Annotated in this window: 15 protein-coding genes; 7 read left to right on the top strand and 8 right to left on the bottom strand. The window is 40.0% G+C overall.

Going from position 1 to position 18,392, the window contains the following annotated elements; genetic code table 11:
- Nucleotides 1–185: 185 nt before the first annotated feature.
- Nucleotides 186–998, bottom strand: coding sequence for a posphoenolpyruvate synthetase regulatory kinase/phosphorylase PpsR (gene ppsR, locus ACYVIL_RS18055; protein WP_303473894.1), 813 nt, complete (start codon nt 996–998; stop codon nt 186–188).
- 211 nt (nt 999–1,209) lie between these two features.
- Here ppsR and ppsA point away from each other — a divergent pair, with 211 nt between their 5' ends.
- Nucleotides 1,210–3,582, top strand: coding sequence for a phosphoenolpyruvate synthase (ppsA, locus tag ACYVIL_RS18050; protein WP_303473895.1), 2,373 nt, complete (start codon nt 1,210–1,212; stop codon nt 3,580–3,582).
- 79 nt (nt 3,583–3,661) lie between these two features.
- Here the strand turns inward: ppsA and ACYVIL_RS18045 are convergent, their stop codons facing one another.
- Nucleotides 3,662–3,880: a PGPGW domain-containing protein gene (locus tag ACYVIL_RS18045; protein ID WP_303473897.1), complete on the bottom strand. Its 219-nt coding sequence runs from the start codon at nt 3,878–3,880 to the stop codon at nt 3,662–3,664.
- Between the two features lie 186 nt (nt 3,881–4,066).
- Complete coding sequence (locus tag ACYVIL_RS18040; RefSeq protein WP_460313932.1) at nt 4,067–5,005, bottom strand: fatty acid desaturase family protein; 939 nt, start codon at nt 5,003–5,005, stop codon at nt 4,067–4,069.
- Between the two features lie 70 nt (nt 5,006–5,075).
- On the opposite strand from ACYVIL_RS18040, the gene ACYVIL_RS18035 reads away from it, so the two are divergent.
- The 3 genes from ACYVIL_RS18035 to ACYVIL_RS18025 all read left to right on the top strand — a co-directional run bounded on the left by ACYVIL_RS18035 (nt 5,076) and on the right by ACYVIL_RS18025 (nt 9,557).
- Entirely contained in the window at nt 5,076–5,903 is an 828-nt protein-coding gene (locus tag ACYVIL_RS18035) for a hypothetical protein (protein WP_460313930.1), read from the top strand.
- 153 nt (nt 5,904–6,056) lie between these two features.
- Nucleotides 6,057–9,110, top strand: a complete 3,054-nt coding sequence (ydiJ, locus tag ACYVIL_RS18030; protein ID WP_460313937.1) for a D-2-hydroxyglutarate dehydrogenase YdiJ — start codon at nt 6,057–6,059, stop codon at nt 9,108–9,110.
- An 18-nt stretch (nt 9,111–9,128) separates the two neighbouring features.
- The gene (locus ACYVIL_RS18025; RefSeq protein WP_460313928.1) at nt 9,129–9,557 is read left to right on the top strand and encodes a DUF4826 family protein; all 429 of its coding nucleotides are present in this window, start codon (nt 9,129–9,131) and stop codon (nt 9,555–9,557) included.
- 48 nt (nt 9,558–9,605) lie between these two features.
- Here the strand turns inward: ACYVIL_RS18025 and ACYVIL_RS18020 are convergent, their stop codons facing one another.
- The 4 genes from ACYVIL_RS18020 to cdd all read right to left on the bottom strand — a co-directional run bounded on the left by ACYVIL_RS18020 (nt 9,606) and on the right by cdd (nt 13,052).
- Nucleotides 9,606–10,064, bottom strand: a complete 459-nt coding sequence (locus tag ACYVIL_RS18020) for a GNAT family N-acetyltransferase (RefSeq protein WP_303473901.1) — start codon at nt 10,062–10,064, stop codon at nt 9,606–9,608.
- Nucleotides 10,065–10,087: 23 nt separating this feature from the next.
- A complete protein-coding gene (locus ACYVIL_RS18015; RefSeq protein WP_460313925.1) occupies nt 10,088–11,239 on the bottom strand; it encodes a cupin domain-containing protein in 1,152 nt (383 codons plus the stop codon).
- A 21-nt stretch (nt 11,240–11,260) separates the two neighbouring features.
- Complete coding sequence (locus ACYVIL_RS18010) at nt 11,261–12,499, bottom strand: adenylate/guanylate cyclase domain-containing protein (protein WP_460313923.1); 1,239 nt, start codon at nt 12,497–12,499, stop codon at nt 11,261–11,263.
- Nucleotides 12,500–12,659: 160 nt separating this feature from the next.
- The gene (cdd, locus tag ACYVIL_RS18005) at nt 12,660–13,052 is read right to left on the bottom strand and encodes a cytidine deaminase (protein ID WP_460313921.1); all 393 of its coding nucleotides are present in this window, start codon (nt 13,050–13,052) and stop codon (nt 12,660–12,662) included.
- A gap of 275 nt (nt 13,053–13,327) precedes the next feature.
- Between cdd and nlpI the strand changes: the two genes are divergently transcribed.
- From nlpI to ACYVIL_RS17990, 3 genes are all read left to right on the top strand, one after another.
- Nucleotides 13,328–14,221, top strand: coding sequence for a lipoprotein NlpI (nlpI, locus tag ACYVIL_RS18000; protein WP_460313919.1), 894 nt, complete (start codon nt 13,328–13,330; stop codon nt 14,219–14,221).
- Nucleotides 14,222–14,237: 16 nt separating this feature from the next.
- Nucleotides 14,238–15,674 (top strand): tetratricopeptide repeat protein, encoded by a 1,437-nt coding sequence (locus ACYVIL_RS17995; protein ID WP_460313917.1) that lies wholly within the window; start codon nt 14,238–14,240, stop codon nt 15,672–15,674.
- Nucleotides 15,675–15,767: 93 nt separating this feature from the next.
- On the top strand, nt 15,768–17,447 hold the full coding sequence (locus tag ACYVIL_RS17990) for a putative bifunctional diguanylate cyclase/phosphodiesterase (RefSeq protein WP_460313915.1): 1,680 nt from the start codon (nt 15,768–15,770) through the stop codon (nt 17,445–17,447).
- Between the two features lie 92 nt (nt 17,448–17,539).
- Here the strand turns inward: ACYVIL_RS17990 and cysZ are convergent, their stop codons facing one another.
- Nucleotides 17,540–18,289: a sulfate transporter CysZ gene (cysZ, locus tag ACYVIL_RS17985; protein ID WP_460313913.1), complete on the bottom strand. Its 750-nt coding sequence runs from the start codon at nt 18,287–18,289 to the stop codon at nt 17,540–17,542.
- Nucleotides 18,290–18,392 lie beyond the last annotated feature (103 nt).

Below are 18,392 nucleotides of genomic sequence, written 5' to 3'. Positions count from 1 at the left end.
CACCGCTGATCAGTTAGCATTAGTCTCGGCATGGTATTGAGTTGTTAGTTTATTTTTGGCGAAACAAATTATAACTCTTTACCATGCCGCTCAAAAACCAATCACGAAAGATCAACAGGCCCTAGCCAATTGTCTCAGAAACGTCAGCAAACTTGGATCAAAATGAGTAAACATACAGTAACGTCCTAATATTTGCGCCTTTGAATACCTGTTTCTGCCAATATCTTAGCTGACATCTCTTCAATGGAGAATTTTGTGCTATTCAAAAAGGGAATTTTTTCCTTACGATATAAGTTTTCCACTTCTCTCAATTCCATGCGGCATTGTTTCATCGAGGCGTAACGGCTATTTGCTCGTCGCTCCGAACGAATTGAGTGCAACCTTTCTGCGGCAATGGTTAACCCAAACAACTTATCTTTAAAACGTCTCAATGCAGGGGGAAGTTTCAAAATATCGCCCATATCTTCTTCGGTGAAAGGGTAATTTGCCGCCTTAATTCCAAATTGTAATGCCAAATATAGACTGGTAGGCGTTTTTCCTGAGCGAGATACCCCACATAGAATAATATCGGCTTCATTGTAGTCTTTTACATTAGAGCCATCGTCGTTAGCTAGCGCATAATTGACTGCATCAATTCTATTGTCATAGGTCTTTTCATGGATACTATGAGTTCGATGCTTTTCTGGCATCGACGGAACACCAAGTGCTTTTTCTAGGGGAGCTACAAATTGGTCAAGGAAGTTATAATTAATCCCCACCGACTTAGCTATCATTTTTCGAATATCGGTGTTTACGATGGTATAAAATACCAATGGGCGTAAACCGGTCTCCTTAAATTCCTCTGAAATCTTGTTTAATACTTTTTTAGCTTGTTGTTCAGTTTCTACGAAAGGTTCGGTGTAATGTTTAAATTCTACGGTGAAAAGCGACAGTAAAGCATGGCCAAACACTTCTGCGGTAATGGCTGTGCCATCAGATATGTAAAAAGCTGATCTCACTACAATTCCTTAACAATGTTGTAATTTTATTACAGAAAGAAATTAAATTTTACTTTCATCTTTACACCATTCTAAAATCCCTGACGCAAAAAGCCAGAAGGTGAACAAAATAAATTCGTATGCACCAATCTGAACACTATTTTGCGATAAAACTTATTTCGTTTGCGCCTTAGCAATCGAGCCCAGGACAAAAAACTTTGAGGTGTTAGCAGTGCAAGAATATGTACTTTGGTATGAGCAGTTGGGAATGGATGATGTGAATCGCGTTGGCGGTAAAAATGCATCATTGGGTGAAATGATTTCAAACCTGTCTAATGCAGGTGTTCAAGTTCCGGGGGGCTTTGCTACAACCGCATATGCATTTAACGAATTTTTGGAACAAAGTGGACTAGAAGGTCGTATCCATGATGTTTTGAACAGCTTAGATGTTGACGATGTGGAAGCGCTAGCCAAAGCAGGTGAAAATATTCGCAACTGGGTGATTGAAACCCCGTTTTTACCGAAACTCGAAAGTGAAATCAAATCTGCATTTGAAAAGTTACAAGGAGATGCTGGTGAAGAGGCTTCTTTTGCAGTGCGTTCGTCTGCAACGGCTGAAGATATGCCAGATGCTTCTTTTGCAGGTCAACAAGAAACCTTTTTGAATGTTAAAGGCTATGAGTCAGTACTTGTTGCCATTAAACATGTATTTGCATCGCTATTTAACGACCGTGCTATTTCCTATCGTGTTCACCAAGGTTACGACCATAAAGGGGTTGCTTTATCTGCTGGTATCCAGCGTATGGTAAGAAGTGACGTAAGTTCTTCTGGTGTTATGTTTACCATTGATACTGAGTCGGGTTTCGAAGACGTAGTCTTCATTACATCTTCCTATGGTTTAGGGGAAATGGTTGTACAAGGGGCCGTAAACCCAGATGAGTTTTACGTGCACAAACCAACCCTAGATAAAGGCTTACCTGCTATTGTGCGTCGCAATATGGGTAGCAAACTAATTAAAATGATTTATTCTCCAGATTTGTCCCACGGTAAACAAGTTGAAATTGTTGATGTCGACAAATCTCAAAGTTTGGAGTTCTCTCTTACTGATCAAGAAGTCATGGAACTCGCCAAGCAAGCTCAAATCATTGAGAAACACTATAAACGTCCAATGGATATCGAATGGGCAAAAGATGGCACTGACGGCAAGCTCTATATTGTTCAGGCTCGTCCGGAAACTGTGCGTTCTCGTGAAGATATTCAAGTCATTGAAAACTTCCAATTGAAAGGCAAAGCGAAGATTGTCACTGAAGGTCGCGCAATTGGCCATAAAATCGGTGCAGGTGAAGCCAAAGTACTAAGCTCAATTGATGAGATGGGTAAAATTCTTCCAGGGGATGTGCTAGTCACAGATATGACAGATCCTGATTGGGAACCCATCATGAAAAAGGCGTCAGCTATCGTCACCAATCGGGGTGGAAGAACCTGTCATGCGGCTATCATTGCTCGTGAACTGGGTATACCCGCCGTGGTGGGTTGCGGAAATGCAACTGATTCCATAGAAACTGGCGATAAGATTACCGTTTCTTGTGCCGAAGGTGATACGGGGTATGTCTACGATGCTGAGTTGGAGTTTGATGTGGTGACATCACGCATTGATTCTATGCCAGATATTCCATTGAAAGTCATGATGAACGTCGGTAATCCTGACCGTGCATTTGATTTCGCAAGATTACCCCATAAAGGCGTAGGTTTAGCGCGCTTAGAGTTTATTATCAACCGAATGATTGGTGTGCATCCTAAAGCCTTGTTGGACTTTGAAAATCAGCCTGAAGAGTTGAAAGATGAAATCTCTGAAATGATTGCGGGTTATGAATCACCAGTTGAGTTCTATATTCAAAAGCTTGTGGAAGGGGTTTCTACCATTGCGGCGGCTTTCTCACCGGAGAAAGTAATCGTGCGTATGTCAGACTTTAAATCAAACGAATATTTCAACTTGGTAGGCGGCTACCAGTATGAACCTGATGAAGAAAACCCAATGCTGGGCTTCCGTGGTGCAAGTCGCTACATTTCAGAGGAATTCCGTGATTGTTTTGCTCTAGAATGTGAGGCCATTAAGCGTGTTCGTAACACCATGGGGCTAACCAATGTTGAAGTTATGATCCCCTTTGTGCGCACTGTAGGCGAAGGCAAAAAAGTCATTGAACTACTCGCTGAGCAGGGATTAGTGCAAGGTGAAAACGGTTTGCGGGTTATTATGATGTGCGAACTCCCTTCAAATGCATTACTTGCTGATCAATTCTTGGATATCTTTGATGGGTTCTCAATCGGTTCTAATGATTTAACCCAGTTAACATTAGGACTGGATCGTGATTCAGGGGTTATTGCTCATTTGTTTGATGAACGCGACGAAGCTGTGAAAGTACTCTTAAGTATGGCCATTAAAGCGGCGAAAAAACGCGGAAAATACGTGGGTATATGTGGTCAAGGACCATCAGATCATGAAGACCTTGCAGCTTGGTTAGTGGAACAGGGAATTGATAGTGTTTCCCTAAACCCAGATACTGTTGTAGAAACATGGTTATATTTGGGCGAAAAACACGCTTAATCTCAGGTAATAAGACAATAAATACAATAAAGGCAGGTTAATCCTGCCTTTATTTTGCGTAAAATTTGCTTGCTAGGGGTTAGCGATATTTGCGATTTAGTAAGAACCTGTCTAATCGCCGTGCATTAACACTCATAGAGTTCTGACACTTTGCTAAACACTTTCGGGCAAAAGGTATGTCATAGCTCAATAACACAAGGCCGCCTATTAAAAATAAAATAGAGCCTGGTAGGATTGCAAACACAATTCCAACTGCAGATAACACCGCGCCAAGGGCAATTCGTATTGTCTTTTTCATAATCTTCCTTTCTCTGTTTACCATTAACGAGCATGAATAGTGATATATTGAGTATCAGCTTTGATGCTTATAAAACTCCCCAAAATACAATGCCAGTGTAGTCTATATTTTAATTTAAATGTGTTTCCTCATGTAACAAGTTGTGTTGATTGATTTCTCTTTTTACTCTTTAATGATTGTTGATACTTAACTCATATTACTCACGGAAGAAGGCGCATGGTGTGCAAGTTTTGATTTACCATGGCGTTTTGAAATACATTTTCTCAGCACCCGCCAATAGCTGCTTTCAAGACAATCGTAACCGTCATACATACCTCTTTGTTTAAATAGCTCATGGGCTTTTTTCAAATTTTGTGCGGGTATTTTTTGATGAATATGATGTTCTAAATGGTAGTTAACATCGTTTGGACAAAATAACAGTGACACTAATGGGTTGGTTAAAGTTGTACGAGTATTTAAACGCGGATCTAACGCATTTATATCGGTAACTGCACCATGCTCACCCATGATCCTAAGTCTACTCAAGGCAGGGTAAAAGAAAATATAGCCTACCCAAAATGCGCCATACACCCAAAATACGTCCAAAAGCACTAAGCTTACAATCATAACGCTATGAACCAGGATATTCGGAAGTCGCTTGTGCCAGCTAGACACCTTTATTTGATAGGCAATTTCCTTGAAACCATTAATGCCGCTCAGGTCACGCAGGAATTTTCGAAACATACTTACGGGCGTTGCTGGGTAGCTAATTACGAATAATTTATCTGGATCTTTTGCTGTACCGGCATAGCGATGGTGCTGTTGATGACCGTTCTTAAACGCTTCATAATCTACTAATACTAAGCCCCCTAATAACCAACGGCCCACAAAATGATTAAGCTGACGACTGCGAAATAAAGTGTCATGTCCAGCGTCATGATTGAGGATGGCAATGCCTAAAATGCGACCGCCTAGGATCCAACTACAGAAAATAAAGGTATACCAATAGGGGAAGGTGACTAGGATTATTGCTGCAATGGAAATCAATGCATAGTTAGTTAAAACACGATACCATCCCACCCAATCAGAAGTTTGGCATAGGGCTTTTAATTCGTCAGACGAAATATGTTCTGAAAGTTTTAGCATGGTCAAATATCCCAAAAGAAACACCTAATTTAGGTATAACAAAAAATAAGGAAATTGCAAATAATTTGTTATGAAGTTAAACTATCAAACTGCTATGGAACGACTCGACGCAGATAGCGCCGATAAAAAAGTGTTAGAATTACTGAGTGCTATTAAAGGTTTTCAAATATCTGAATTGACAAGTCTTTCAGCGAAACAGTTACTATTAATTGCTGATAAGTTGGGAATAAGTGAAGCTTCAATGCGAATGGCATTATCCCGCCAAACAAAGCAGGGGAAGTTAATTAGAGATAACGGCAAATATTCTCTGGCAAAAAGTAAAAACTCATTTGTTCTGCCTCGATTCTGGTTGGATTTGAAAAAGCGTAACTTGAATTGGAGCGGGCAATGGTTGTTAGTGAATCAGCTACAGCATAAATTTAGCCCCACGATAATGCGACGCTTACACAACAAAGCAGAGTTACTTGGGTTTAAGTTTTTTCATAATTTAGGTTGGGTAAGACCTAACAACTTGAGTGATTTGCTAGAGGAAACCGCTTTTCATTTTCATTCGATTGTTGAGCAGCCTCAGATGCTAATCGGTAATTTGACGGATATTGATGCCGGTACGACTCACTTATTTTCGCAAAGTTGGCCATTAGATGAATTAAATCAATTTTATGTTGATGCCAATGAGTTGATTGTCAATGAATGTCAAAGTGTTGAGTCATTATCAGACAAAGATATTTTGGTTCGTAGTTTTGCAATTGGCCGACTGGTCGTAGAATATTTATCGAAAGATCCTTGGTTGCCTGGAACCTTAATTAATTTACCAGCGCGTACGAGATTATTTGATAAAACGGTTGAATATTATCAACAAATTACACCAATGTGGCTAAATGTAATGAAGCAGGCATAGCACCATAGTTAATTTTAGTTTCATATAAATCAATTAGATAGTTGATCTACTATGATGAATTCGATTTATAAAATATATCGAATGAATTTAGGTAAAGCACAAAGCAAAAGGTTATAATATGCCTATCTTTTTTGGACGTTTAAAACAGTGACGATGTTACCGAGTATTGACCCACAATCTGCGTTAGAAAATCATTATCAAATGTATTTAGAAGAGTTAACGTCTTCTGGCTTTTCTGGTGATATTGAGTACAGTTACGCTAGCCGCTTAGCTGTTGCCACTGATAACTCCATTTATCAAAAATTACCGCAAGCCGTGTTATTTCCAAAATCTACCGCTGATTTGTCATTAATTGGTCGCACAGCAAATAATTTTGATGAGGTTAGATTTAGCGCTCGTGGAGGCGGTACTGGCACTAACGGACAGTCCCTTACAAATGGCATTATTGTCGACGTTTCTCGTCACATGAATGAGATTCTTGAGATCAACGCTGAACAATCTTGGGTGAGAGTGCAAGCGGGGGTTGTAAAAGATCAATTAAACGACGCCTTACGTCCACTGGGGTTTTTCTTTGCTCCTGATTTGTCAACCAGTAATCGAGCCACTATTGGGGGGATGATTAGTACGGATGCATCAGGGCAAGGTTCATTAGTTTATGGTAAAACCAGTGATCATGTTTTAGGGCTCACCTCTGTGTTAGTGGATGGTACGATTTTAGAAACCGCGCCTAGGGCTATCGAAGACGTGCAAAAGACAGGGGCTGAAAACACCCGTTTAACTGAAATTGCCACGCAATTAATTGAAACCTGTGTGGGTAAACGAGAACAAATCTTAGCTAAGTTTCCGCGCTTAAATCGCTTTTTAACAGGTTACGATTTAGAGCATACGGTGTCAGATGATTTAACTCAGTTAGATATTAGCCGTGTGATAACGGGTTCAGAAGGCTCGCTGGTTTTCGTGTCTGAAGCAAAGCTAAATATTACGCCCATTGCCAAGTGCAAAGCCTTGGTTAATATTAAATATGATTCGTTCGAATCAGCACTTCGCCATGCTCCTCATATGGTCGCCGCTAATGCAACATCTGTGGAAACGGTTGACAGTAAAGTACTCAATTTGGCCAAGCAAGATATTGTGTGGCACTCAGTCAAAGACCTTATTCAAGACGTGCCGGGTAAAGACGTACTCGGTTTGAATATGGTGGAGTACAACAGTGAAGATAAAACTCAAATAGAAACGAAAATAGCGCAGCTATGTGAAAGGCTAGACGACGCTCAAAAGCAGGGGGTAGATGGCATCATTGGTTATCAATTGACCTATGATGTAGCTGATATTAATCGTATCTACGCAATGCGGAAAAAGTCTGTGGGCTTATTAGGTAAAGCCGATGGCTGGAAAAAGCCTATTCCCTTTACGGAAGATACCGCGGTACCTCCTGAGAATTTGGCTGATTTCATTATGGAGTTTCGAGGGTTGTTGGATAGTAAAGGGCTGCAATATGGAATGTTCGGTCATGTAGATGCAGGTGTCTTGCATGTTCGACCAGCCTTGGATATGAGTGACCCTAATCAACAGCAAATAATGCAAGACATTTCTGATCAAGTGGTCGCCCTCGTGTCTAAATATGGCGGTTTAATGTGGGGGGAGCATGGCAAAGGTTACCGTAGTGAATACGGGCCGGAATTTTTTGGAGAAGGGTTATTTCTTGAGCTGCGAAAAATAAAGCGTGTTTTCGACCCTCTGAATAAAATGAATCCGGGCAAAATATGCACACCAATTGATTCAACCGAAGAACTGGTCAAAGTTTCAGATCTGAAACGTGGCGATCTTGATAGTCAAATACCCATTGCCGTTCGCAATTCTTTTGAGCCTGCAATGAGCTGTAATGGTAACGCCCTTTGTTATAATTATGACACCACTTCAACCATGTGCCCTTCCAGTAAAGTGACCCGGGATCGTCGTCATACGCCTAAAGGACGAGCTGGAATGATTAGAGAGTGGTTACGTTTACTTAGCCAAAAAAACGTGAATATTATTGAACTGGAAAAAGGCGAGGAGCGTCCTTCATGGTTTGAACGTTTACAAAATACTCGGTATAAGTCTAAAAATGCAGACTTTTCCCACGAAGTGTTAGAAGTCATGGAGGGCTGTTTAGCCTGTAAGGCGTGTGCCAGCCAATGTCCGGTGAATGTAGATGTTCCTTCTTTTCGTTCGCGATTTTTAGCCATTTATTATCAACGTTATTTGCGACCGGCCAAAGATGTATTAACCGCCAATATTGAGTCAATGGCTCCTTGGATGGCTAAAGCACCGGCAATGATTAATTTCTTCCAACGCCAACCTTGGCTGAAGAAAGGCATAGAGCGTTATGTAGGTTACGTAGACGCCCCTTTACTGTCTGAGCCTGCGCTGGACACGCGGCTTGAACAAAAGCAACTTATGCCATTCGATTTGCACGCGTTGTCTGGATTAAATGAAACCGAAAAATCAAAAACGGTGCTGATAGTGCAAGACCCTTTCACCAGCTTTTATGAAGCTGAAGTTGTGGAAGAGTTAATTCAGTTATTGCAAAAAATGAACTTTAATCCGGTTGTACTGCCATTCAAGCCCAATGGCAAGCCACAACATGTTAAAGGGTTTTTAGCGAAGTTTGCGAAAACTGCAAAAAATACAGCAGATTTCTTAAATCAAGTATCAAAATTAAATCTGCCTATGATAGGTATCGATGGTTCGTTAGTGCTATGTTACCGGGATGAATATAGTCGTATCCTTGGCAGCCAACGCGGCAATTTCAACGTGCAGTTGGTAAATGAGTGGCTCGCTAGTCAAACTCTTGAACGGGAGTTACTAGACAAAATGCAAGTTCATGGCAAAAACGATGTTGCTTTTAAGCTTATTTCACACTGTACTGAAAAAACCAGCATCGCTGGAAATGATGATCATTGGAAGGCAATATTTGCTTGGTTTGGTTTAGAGTTAACTCCCATCGCTACGGGCTGTTGTGGAATGGCGGGATCATTCGGCCATGAGTTAATTCATCAACAAGAATCAAAAGGAATTTATGACTTAAGTTGGAAGCAAGTGGTGAATTCAACTCCACAGCATACGCTTCTGGCAACAGGATATTCATGCCGTACTCAAGTGAACAGATACGAAGGCTTCAAGCCAAAGCATCCAGTACAGGCACTGTTAGCAGTATTACAGAATTAGAATTGGATAAGGATAGTTATGACACAACCTCAAAAAATGAGTCAGGAGCAAATGACTCAATGGGTACGTTCACAGTTTCAACGGGCAAATAAACATTTGGCAGAAAATGGCGTTATTTTTGACTCTGTCGTCACCGAAGAATGTCGATATTTAGCACCCTATGTCGCAATTTGGAAAATAAAAGCCTTAGACAATAGGTTTTATTGGGTGATAAGTGGCGATCTACCCTGCGACTTCATGCCTTATGAAAGCGAGAAAAATGCCAGAGATGTACTGCGAAGATTCTCTTTTCAATGGCAATTAAAAGCACAAGATATTGAAGAAAGTGCAAATATTGATGCCACTCAAAAAGAGTTTGCTAAGATGCTAGTGACGCGAGCAGAAGGGCTTTATGCGTTGTACAATCAAGAAGAGTTGTGGAAAGAAATTAAGGGTGGTAAAGCATAGGTTAGGAGCAAATCCTACTTAAAAAAATACAGCACCAAAGGTGCTGTATTAATGTGTTAATTCCACTCTATTGAGTGAAAATTCTGCGGTGGAGCATGCCATTTTTTGTCTGGCTATTCCGGCATCCATATAAACTGGACCGACTGGGTTGAATCCTTGGTTTTTATAGTATTCTACTCCTTCCAAATCACACTGGACGTATACTTGCTGCAATCCTAATCGATTAGCGTTATCAACTAGAGCCGCGAATAGTGTGCGGTAGACTTCTGGCCCACGAAATTTTGGAACAACTGCAACACGACCAATTTCACCTCTTGTGGTTAATCTGCCGGTTGCGATTTCTTGTTTTTCATTGTCAAAGACAAGGACATGAATCGCATGCATATCCTGTTGATCAAATTCACATTCTCTTGGAATGCGCCACTCGTAAACAAAAACCTTTTCTCTTAACCTACTTAATGTATGTTTGGCTTTTTCCCAGTCAACGTTTTGTACAGTTAACGTCACTGAAGCACTCTCCTCAAAGTTTGTTAAATATCAGGGTACCAACCCCCTGCATTTACGAGTCTAGCCAATATTTGATTAAAAATTAAGCCGTTAGCGTAATTTATTTTCTCTTGGTTATCTAAATAATTAGCATTAAGCATGCTTAACAGCATATTTTCATGTTCTATTTCAACGTTTATCCGGTGTTGGTTAACCCAGGTAACTGTCTGATATTTATCGTTTATTCTTAATTTTTGTTGAATTACTCTGGTGTCGAGTTTACGCTGAAATATCACCCCATTGTCGAGTAAGTTAATTATTTCATTTAGTGAATAATTTTCTGTTAAATCAGCTGCATACATATCTACATCTTTGGTTTCCGTAAAATAAGTTGCGATAAAATCATCAAAATGAACAGAATTAATCATTTGCATAAACATACTTTTCATTTTTTCGATTTCCGAAGCTTTAATTTCGAAACGGGAGTCACGGGGCGAAATATCGGGATCGCTATAGCGCTGATTGAATAAATTTTTTGCTTGCGCGTAATCAACAAACCCATCCAGCAATTCTCGCTGGGTTGGTGCACGGAATCCGACGGAATAGTTTAAACAGGATGTTAGCGCTACGCCATTATGTGGAAACCCTGGAGGGATATAAATTAAATCACCTGGCTCAAGAATTTCATCAATGATGGGATCAAAACCGGTGATCTGTTTTAAATTTTTGGCGGGTTGAATGGACTCATGGTGCTTGTTTGCTCCAACTTGCCAACGTCGGGTCCCTTGCCCTTGAATAATAAAGACATCATATTGATCGATATGAGGACCAACTCCTCCATTCGCTACTGAATAACTGACCATCAAATCATCAACTCGCCAATTGGGAATGAAATCAAAACTGTCTAACAGCATTTTTACTTCGGGAATATAGTGATCGACCGATTGCACCAGCAACGACCAATCACCAATACAATAGGGCGTAAAATCAGAAAATGGGCCCTGGGTATTTGACCAAACACCTTGTTTTTTGGAAATGATTCGAGAATCAATGTCTTCTTCTTGCGCAAGGCCTGCAAGTTCATGTTCGTCTAAAGGGTCGGCAAAATTAGGAAAAGCGTTACGAATAACAATGGGCTTTTTTTGCCAGTGCTCTGTTAGGAAATGGTGTTTATTGGGGAGATTTAATTTATACATTAAGTTTAACGATTTCCTCTATTATTCAGTGTCACTTATGAAATAGGCGGTAAGTGTACCAAGTCCTTTCAGATTAAGCTTGTCTCCACTTTCAAATTTGATATGGCTACGGCTATGCAAATAAGTCGTGTGGCAAACGAGAATTTTACTTGCTTTTCCGTTACTTTCTAAGCGTGAGGCTAAATTAACGGTTTCCCCCCATACATCGAAAAGCATGTTATCTAATCCTACACAACCCGCGGTTAACGGACCGCTGGCTATACCGATTCTTATTTGTAAGTTTAAATTTAATTCACAACAAAGATGATTGAAACTCTTCAGCATCGCCTTGGCTGCTTGACATGATTGTATGGCGGGATTGATACGTTTCTCATAAATGCCGCAAACAGCCATATACTGATCACCATTAGTCTTTATTTTTTGCAGTTGATTTCTTCTACTGATTAAATCAAATTCACAATAAAAAGCATTCAGTAATTGCATGGTTTCTTGTGTGTTGGAATGACTACAATGTTGGGTATACCCTTGAATATCGGCGAATAATACGGAGCAAGAATGCTGTTCCAACTGAGTACTGGATTGATTAGTTGTAAAGTTTGTCAGTAGAGTTTTAATTAAAGGTTTAGGTAAGGTTTTCTGCAATAAATGTGAGATGCGAGCTTTGTCCCGAGTGACTCTCACATGAGCCCTACGAGTATTTTGATAGACTAACAGGCTTGCAGTGATAGCTGCGCCAGAGATCAACAGACAGGTTCCCATTGTTAACCAAAATCTCTCTAATTCATTGGGCTGAAAAGCATGACGTGGGAATTGCCAATATGCTTCAATGCCACAAAAACACGCAACATAGATAATTAAGTTCGGTATGTACTGGCGGGTTTCCCAGTCTCGATATAAAAACGGGCTAACAAACAAGCCAATTAAAAAGAAAAAGTGAAATTGCAGGTTGATACTCCAAATTATACTGGATATACCAATGTAGGAGACAAAACCACACATGAGTAAAGATCTTGCAGATACAAAATGATGACGCCAATTGAAACGCAGTATTTGGATGAAAACGACGATATGTAACGCGCATGAAATAAGAACAGGAGAGCCGCCATATTGCCAAAACCCAATGATAAAAGGCAGTTGGATTATTAAAAATGTTAACACCATCAATGAAATAGTGTTAACTATTTTTATATGACTAACGTTGTCCAAATCATTTTCATTGATGCCAAGAAATGCAATTTGCCGAAATAGATCCTTTAACATATGGCATTCCTTGCCTTGTTAATTAATATATTTTTAAACTTAGCAACAAAGCCACATTTTTCCCATGTTAACCCAGTCTAGTTTTTAAAAGCCGAGTTTTGAAAAGTGGTGTTGTTAATTGCCTAATCTTAAACAGCAGAGTGCTTATAAAGCAAAAGGTTTAATCTAGTTCAAATGCCAGAGGTAACAATGAATTCATATCAATAGATTGAATATTGTCTAGACTGTCACACATTAAAATTTCGGTATTTTTATCGGCAAATTCTTTGATTTTTTGTCGGCAGCCGCCGCAAGGGGAGCAGATTTTTTCATTCGGGCTGGCGACTAAAATTTTAACTATTTTTTTGCCACCGTCCAAAATCATGGCCGCAATTGCACCGGCCTCGGCACATTGACCAAGAGGGTAGGCCGCATTCTCTACGTTGCAGCCAGCATACACTTTACCATTGTCCGCTAAAATTGCCGAGCCTACTTTAAAATGTGAATAAGGGGCATAAGAATTCAATTGCGCTTGTTTAGCCGCCTGGATTAGTTTTTGTATTTTATTTTCCAAGTATTTTATCTTACATTTTTAAAACGGCCACATAGTTTGCGATAAAACCTAAGCTGTTGACAAGTGTTTATCTAAATAGACATTGAATAACTATAATAAAACGCACTAATTTAGCTCTGAATAATTCGCATTTATGCACTGCTGGACTTTACATTTTAGGCTAAATAGGCGAGTCTTATCTTGCTCTTTTGGGCGTTATTTTCTTAACCTTTAGATCACAATTGATTTAATTTCTGTTATTTTTTGTCCAACTTTCAAGTGCCATTGCCATCAATATGAATAGACACCTTTTGCTATCTTTGTTTTTTATTTCTATCGTCCTTACTGGGTGCAGCATTAACTCGGGTTCCGCGCTGCACTCAAAAGTCGAAAGTATTCTCATTCCAGAGCCTCAACCATTAAATTTTAGATCACAACTTGCCATTGCAAGATACAACCAGATCCTGACTCAAACATCATTGAGTAATGAAGAAAAAGCCGAGTTATTATTTTTACGGGGTACCCATTACGATACCGTTGGATTGGCTGGATTGGCGCAATACGATTTTGGTAGGGCAAAACAATTAAAGCCTGATTTGGCGGAAGCGTATAATTCCATTGGCATCCATTTCACCCAGCAGATGGATTTTAATGAAGCCTATGAATCTTTTGATTCTGCTTTAGAAATTAATCCAGAATTAGACTTTGCGTTATTAAATCGCGGCATTGCACTTTACTACGGTCAACGTAATGAGCTCGCCGTGGACGATCTCACGCGTTTTTACAACAAGGACAAAGGGAATCCTTTTTCCGCCTTATGGCTTTTCTTAGCGCATAAAGAAGTGAATTATGAAACAGCGTTAGCTCAACTAGAAAAGCATCGTGAAAACCTTGCCGATGATAATTGGGGAACAATCATCGTTGATTTTTACCTGGGCAAAGTGACTCGGAATAAATTACTAAATGGCTTTGTAATAGGCCCAAAAAATACCGTTGAATTGAATCAACGTATGTGTGAAGTGTATTTTTATATGGGTAAATTTTATGAAAGTCGTGGTGATCGCGGTTTAGCGTTAAATTATTTCAAAATGGTTTTGAGCACTAATATTTATGATTATGTAGAACATCGTTATGCGCGGCTGGAGATAGATAAGTTACGTAAACAGGCGTCAGAAGACTTAAAAAGTTAAGTCTATTGTTCAAACAATGATAATCCGTTTACTGCCGTTTGTTCTAATTTCCATGCTATTGCGAGCCGATAGCGTATTTTCGACGAAGTTTTTATATAATTTAGGCACTCGAGAACCTCAACAATACAGCCCTTTGTTTATGGCTGCTAAACAGAAACATGCAAGGGCTTTAGAACGATTATCGACTCTAGCCATAGAACAAAATCAAGTTTATTGGATTCAAAAAAGTGCGGAAATTGGCTCAATAGACGCACTTTTATTCCTCGCAGCGCACACTGCAGACACGGATACGAAAAAACACTACCTTACCCGTGCTGCAAAGCTTGGTGATTCTGAGAGCCAATTCCAACTGGCTCTATTCGCATCTACCACGTCTGCCAAGGTAAGGTTACTTGAAAATGCAGCGTCATCTGGACATAAAAAAGCCATCGTCTCCCTGTATTATTTGCTCAATCAATTAGGCACTACTGATGAAGACAACCAGTGGTTAAGCAAGGCCGCTGAACTTAATCCGCATCTAACTCGGGTTTACGCCGCTCTCCTATGGAACCATCAGAGCCCTGAAGTCAGTTTTCAATGGTTGGCTAACCAAAGTGACAACCAAGAGGGCAACGTTCAAAAACTGACACAGGATTTGGTTGCCAATATTGAAAGCATGCGCTGGCAAGAAACCCATCAACGACGATCAACAAATGATGGTATGAAACAGCCTCTGTGCGCCATGAAAATACAGTTTATCGCCGGCTCATTGCAGGCAATTACCCAAATTGATGAGTTTTCTGAGCGTTTTCAATCTGATCCTCGTTTTAGGTCTTTCCCCATTTGCTTTAATTCTCCAGTTTGGCTAGCGCCAGATGATTTAGCCTGTAGCGGTGAAAAACAGCAACCCCTTTCTTGCTCGTTGCAGACTGTTTCTGAACTGGCGAGTTCGACTGATTTCACCCATGCAATTGTGATTGCCGATAGGGGAGTGGCCAATGTCCATAACGGTGTCATGTTTCTTGATAAGGAAGATGACTATAAGGTGTTTTTACATGAACTGGCTCATTTCGCAGGCTTCATTGATGAATATGAAATAGATGAATTAGTGGCGAAGAAATTATGTCTATCCGGCCAAGCTCCCAACTTGGTATATGCCGCCAATAAACCGCTAATTTCTGATACCGAGTTTGCCCAATATCAAAATAAGTATGAAAAAATCTTACTTACCAAGACAGCAACTTGTGACCAAACTACAGGAAATGCTTATAAACCAGTAAAACATACTACCTTTATGGAGCATCATGATGTTGGTGTCATCCCTGATTTGTATTTAAAAATCTGGCGTGATTCGTTAAACGACAAGCTTAGCTTAACCCCCATTTACGTCAATTTTGCCCAATGGTATGAGTCAACGGGGGATTATGAGCAAGCCGGGTATTGGTGGTATAAGTATAAAAACTTCCGTTCATAATGTTTCAGTTTTACGCCCATTATATGGCCGTTACATTTTGTGAAATGCTAAACCACAACAATTTTGACTAATTAAAAATGAGATATTTAAAACATGGCAATTGATGTGACCTCGTTAAGTGACGCCTATGAGTTCTTACCTGATCCAACAGGCATTGTGGATGAAACTGGTAAGCTATTGTTTATCAATACCGCCTTTGCACAACTCATTGGTGATAATCAAAAAAGTCAATCAATGGAAGCTTTAGATGAGGTGTTTTTGTTACGGCAAACGAGTGCTAACAGTTGGCAAAACGCGTTGAATATGGCCCTCACAGAGGTTTGTACCCTTGATGTATTGATTGCCGGTAAATCTAAACACCTTGTTTCTTGCAGTCTGCATCTCTCACCCATCGTTGATGAAGGACGTTTTGTTTGCTTTTTGGCCCGCTTGAGTAATAAATCCATTGATGCGTTGCCCGATCAAAGCTTAACGACGCTGGCATATCGAGATAGTTTAACAGGTCTAGCGAATAGATACTTATTCAGTCAATTGTTCGACCATGAAATTAGTCAATCACAACGATTAGCAAAACGCTTTGCTGTGTTGTTTATGGATTTAGATAAATTTAAGCTGGTGAATGACAATATGGGGCACGATGCGGGTGATGCATTGTTATGTGCAGTGGCAGAAAGGTTACAAAAATCATTACGCAGAAGTGATCTTATCGCGCGCATGGGAGGCGATGAATTTGCTGTAATCATGAGTAATATCAAAGATACTGAAACCATTTCAAAGGTTTGTGAAAAACTCATCCGTGAAGTGAAGAAGCCGGTTAGAAGTGGCAACAATGTGATGGAGGTTGGCTGCAGTATTGGCATTAGCATTTACCCTGATAATGGTGAAACCGCTGAATCTCTGTTGCAGCAAGGTGATGCCGCAATGTATCGCGCTAAGCACGATGGTGGTAATCGCTACCAGTTTTTCAGCGAAGCATTAAACCAAGAATTGAATGATATTCGTGTGGTTGAACAAGAATTACAACAAGGATTGATTGATGACCAATTTGTACCTTACTTCCAGCCTGTCTTTGACTTACGCGATAATCGAATCGTCGGCGTTGAATGTTTAGCCCGTTGGCAACATCCTAAACGAGGAGTGTTAGCCGCTACTGAGTTTATCAATGTAGCGGAAAAGAAAGGTTTAATTATTGACGTTTTCGAACAAGTTTTGACCAAGGCATTTGAACAAATAGATGACTGGACAATGTCATTGAATGAACGCATCCCACTTTCTATTAACGTTTCAAATCGGCAATTTTATCAACACAAAACTTTCGATTTAATAGATAACTTAATCAAAAAGCATCAAGTGCCTGCCGATGCTATTCGCATTGAAGTAACCGAAAGTACTCTGCAGGAAAGCGAAAGTGATTTGTTGGAACATTTAACGCGAATTAAAACGTCGGGATTTAGTATCACATTAGATGATTTTGGCACCGGTTATTCATCCTTACGATACTTGCAACAGTTACCCGTTGATACCCTTAAAATCGATAGATCTTTTGTGCGTAATTTAGAGAATAACCCCCAGGAAAAAATCATTGTTAAAGCGATCATTCAGCTTGCTGAAACCCTTGGCATTTCTGTGGTTGCTGAGGGCGTTGAAACGGCGGTGCAATCGGAATTTTTAGCCCAAAATGCGTGCTTTATTATGCAGGGATATTTGTTTAGTCAACCCTTAAGTAGCCAAGATTTTGAGGTCTTTATGAAGACAAAGTCATCGCTCACTTAATGCACTTATTATGATGGCTACCTAAACCCGTTAATCTCATCATAAAGAAGTCGAAGGTGACCAACCTAGAATCGATCACCCTTCGACGCTTTTTAATGCTGGGGAACTTTGTCTCGTAATTGGTTAACCCACATAGATGTTGCGCCACAAATTGCCACAGGCATCACCAAAAAGTTAATGATAGGTATCATCGAAAACACACTGACCAAAATGCCAAACGAAAAGCAGTGGGTACGGCTTTCGTTTAGAGTGCGACGCATGGTTTTAAAATCGACCTTGTGATTATCAAATGGATAGTCACAATATTGGATTGCCATCATCCAAGCTGAAAATAGGAACCACAAAACTTGTCCAGCCACGGGCAAAAGAAAAAACAGAATAAGGAAACCAATGGCGCGAGGAATATAATATCCTAGTTTGGCCATTTCTCGCCCTAGGGTGCGCGGAATATCTTTGAAAGCATCCAGTAAACCAGAATCGCCTAAACCTTTGCCAGTGAGGTGCAATTCCACTTTTTCAGCCAGTAAACCATTAAAAGGTGCAGCTATCCAATTGGCAAGGGTACCGAATAAAAGAGCAAACACCAGTAGCACTGTTATCACCGCAAGGGGCCAAAGTATGTATGCTAAACCTTGTTTTAACCAACTCAGCCATTCCCAATCGGGAATAATGTTAACGATATACAGAATTGAAGTCTCTATCTGACCCACTAAAAAATATAGGGCCACAGAAAAAAGTATTAAATTGACTGCTAAAGGAACAAAAACAAATCGTTTTAGGCCTTTAGTTTTAATTAATGAAAAGCCCTGCAGAAAATACCCTGCGCCACTATTACTTTGCATATTTTTACTCATACTCGCAAATTAGGTTCAAAAATAGGCATTAAGTATAACTTTGTAGTGAATCAATACAAATCCTCAATTGTTACACCTGATGACATTTGAT

The organism is Aliiglaciecola aliphaticivorans, from assembly GCF_054782055.1.
Note: the sequence above shows the minus strand (reverse complement) of the source record. Positions and strands in the feature narration are given on the sequence as shown.

Coding starts and splice junctions, on each gene's coding strand:
- cysZ (WP_460313913.1), bottom strand. CDS start 18,289: ATGCAAAGTAATAGTGGCGCAGGGTATTTTCTGCAGGGCTTTTCATTA.
- ACYVIL_RS18015 (WP_460313925.1), bottom strand. CDS start 11,239: ATGTATAAATTAAATCTCCCCAATAAACACCATTTCCTAACAGAGCAC.
- nlpI (WP_460313919.1), top strand. CDS start 13,328: ATGAATAGACACCTTTTGCTATCTTTGTTTTTTATTTCTATCGTCCTT.
- ydiJ (WP_460313937.1), top strand. CDS start 6,057: ATGTTACCGAGTATTGACCCACAATCTGCGTTAGAAAATCATTATCAA.
- ACYVIL_RS18035 (WP_460313930.1), top strand. CDS start 5,076: ATGAAGTTAAACTATCAAACTGCTATGGAACGACTCGACGCAGATAGC.
- ACYVIL_RS18045 (WP_303473897.1), bottom strand. CDS start 3,880: ATGAAAAAGACAATACGAATTGCCCTTGGCGCGGTGTTATCTGCAGTT.
- ACYVIL_RS17990 (WP_460313915.1), top strand. CDS start 15,768: ATGGCAATTGATGTGACCTCGTTAAGTGACGCCTATGAGTTCTTACCT.
- ACYVIL_RS18025 (WP_460313928.1), top strand. CDS start 9,129: ATGACACAACCTCAAAAAATGAGTCAGGAGCAAATGACTCAATGGGTA.
- ACYVIL_RS18040 (WP_460313932.1), bottom strand. CDS start 5,005: ATGCTAAAACTTTCAGAACATATTTCGTCTGACGAATTAAAAGCCCTA.
- ACYVIL_RS17995 (WP_460313917.1), top strand. CDS start 14,238: ATGATAATCCGTTTACTGCCGTTTGTTCTAATTTCCATGCTATTGCGA.
- ACYVIL_RS18010 (WP_460313923.1), bottom strand. CDS start 12,499: ATGTTAAAGGATCTATTTCGGCAAATTGCATTTCTTGGCATCAATGAA.